This window comes from Streptomyces sp. URMC 127 (assembly GCF_051386535.1).
Lineage (GTDB): Bacteria > Actinomycetota > Actinomycetes > Streptomycetales > Streptomycetaceae > Streptomyces.
Map to the genome: position 1 here is coordinate 1 of NZ_JBPQTW010000407.1, position 2,291 is coordinate 2,291.

At 77.3% G+C, this 2,291-nt stretch carries 1 protein-coding gene; it reads right to left on the minus strand.

What is annotated here, in order from left to right; all coding sequences use genetic code 11:
• Window positions 1–134: 134 nt before the first annotated feature.
• Entirely contained in the window at window positions 135–371 is a 237-nt protein-coding gene (locus tag ACSNOH_RS34510; protein ID WP_436725396.1) for a hypothetical protein, read from the minus strand.
• Window positions 372–2,291: the final 1,920 nt, after the last annotated feature.

Below are 2,291 nucleotides of genomic sequence, written 5' to 3' on the forward strand. Positions count from 1 at the left end.
GGAGGGGCGGGGCTAGCCGGACGGGGCGGGCGGCGCCCCGGCCGCCGAGGCCGGTTCCGGTCCCGGTCAGCGGCTCCGGCGCGGCCCGGTGGCCCACCGTGGGGTGGGGCGGGCCACCGGCGCCGGACTGCCCGTCAGCCCTGTGGGGCCGGCACGGGCTGACAGACCGCGAAGACGCGCAGGTCGACGCAGTCGGGGCTCGTGTTGTTCACAGCCACCAGGAAGACGTTCTCGATGACGCTGGGGTACGCGTCGAGTTTCTCCAGGGCGCCGGTCCGGCTGCCGGGCTGGAGGTATCCGCCGCCGATGATCTGGGTGCCGGCGGGGCATACGGGACTGCGCAGTTGCTGGTCACGTGAGTGGGCCGGCACGGAGTGATCCTGCACGACGGTCAGGGGGAGGCCTACGGTGCCGGGGATCCCTTGCGGACCCGCGGGTCCGGGAGGCCCGGCGGGCCCGGCCTCTCCTCTGGGCCCGGCGGGACCTACGGCGCCGGAGGGTCCTGCCGGGCCGGTGGGACCTGCAGGGCCGGTCGGACCGGTGGGTCCTGCGGGTCCGACGGGACCGAGGGGTCCGGCCGGGCCCGGCGCACCGGTGTCCCCCTTGATCCCCTGCGGTCCGATCGGCCCGATCGGACCGGGGGGACCGGCGGCGCCGGCAGGGCCTGCGGGGCCGGAAGGACCTGCGGGGCCGGAAGGACCTGCGGGGCCCTTGGGCCCGGGGGGACCACTCGGGCCGGAGGGCCCTGCCGGTCCTGCGATGCCGGGAGGACCGGCGGGGCCGGTGCTACCGGGGTCCCCGCGGTCGCCCTTGGGCCCGGATGGTCCAGGGGATCCGGCGGGGCCGGTGGGCCCTGCGGGCCCGACGGGTCCGGCAGGCCCGACGGGCCCGAGGGGTCCGGTGGCACCTGCCTCGCCTCGCTGCCCTTGCGGACCGACGGCACCGGGCGGCCCGGCAGGGCCGGCGACTCCTGGTTTCCCTTGCTCGCCGCGGGGCCCGCTGGGCCCGACGGGGCCGGGATCACCTTTGTCTCCCTTGAGCCCAGCAGGCCCAGGAGGCCCTGCAGGCCCGATGGCACCGCCATCACCCTTCAGCCCGGCGGGACCAGGAGGACCAGCGGGACCGGGACGACCGGCGGGACCGGGGTCCCCCTTGTCTCCCTTGAGCCCAGCAGGCCCAGGAGGCCCTGCGGGCCCGATGGCACCGCCATCACCCTTCAGCCCGGCGGGACCAGGAGGACCAGCGGGACCGGCAGCACCGGGATCGCCCTTGTCCCCCTTGAGCCCCGCAGGCCCGGGAGGTCCCGCAGGACCAACCGCACCGCCATCACCCTTCAGCCCAGCAGGACCAGGAGGACCGGCGGGACCGGCAACACCGGGATCACCCTTGTCTCCCTTGAGGCCCGCAGGCCCGGGAGGGCCGATGGCACCGCCATCCCCCTTTGCCCCGGCGGGACCGGCAATACCCGGATCTCCTTTGTCGCCCTTGACCCCAGCAGGCCCGGGAGGGCCAACTGGCCCCACGGCGCCGATGGGGCCGGGCTCGCCCTTGTCCCCCTTGGCCCCGGCAGGTCCGGGCGGCCCGGTGGGCCCGACTGCACCGGTAGGACCGGCGGGACCAATGGCGCCAGGGTCACCCTTCTCCCCCTTAGCTCCGGCAGGCCCGACAGCCCCCGCAGGCCCCACCGCTCCCGGGCGCCCGGGCGGCCCCGCAGGACCAGCCGCACCCGGGTCACCCTTCTCCCCCTTGGTGCCGGCAGGACCCACAGCCCCGGGACGCCCGGGCGGACCAACGGGACCTACCGCACCCGGGTCACCCTTATCCCCTTTGGCTCCGGCAGGGCCCACAGCTCCCGCAGGACCCACCACCCCGGGACGCCCAGGAGGCCCTGCCGGCCCCACCGCGCCCGGGTCACCCTTTTCGCCCTTGCCACCGGCAGGGCCGGGCGGCCCGACAGGACCCGCAGAGCCCGTGGGGCCCACCGCTCCCGGTCGCCCGGGAGGCCCCGCAGGACCCACCGCACCCGGGTCGCCCTTGTCCCCCTTGGCTCCGGCAGGGCCCACCGCCCCTGTAGGGCCAGGCCGGCCCGCAGGGCCCACCGCGCCCGGATCCCCCTTTTCGCCCTTGGCGCCGACAGGGCCGGGCGGCCCGACAGGACCCGCAGAGCCCGTCGGGCCTACCGCACCCGGTCGCCCGGGAGGGCCGGCAGGCCCCACCGCTCCCGGTCGTCCGGGCGGTCCGGCAGGACCCACCGCTCCCGGATCGCCCTTCTCCCCCTTGACCCCCGGGTC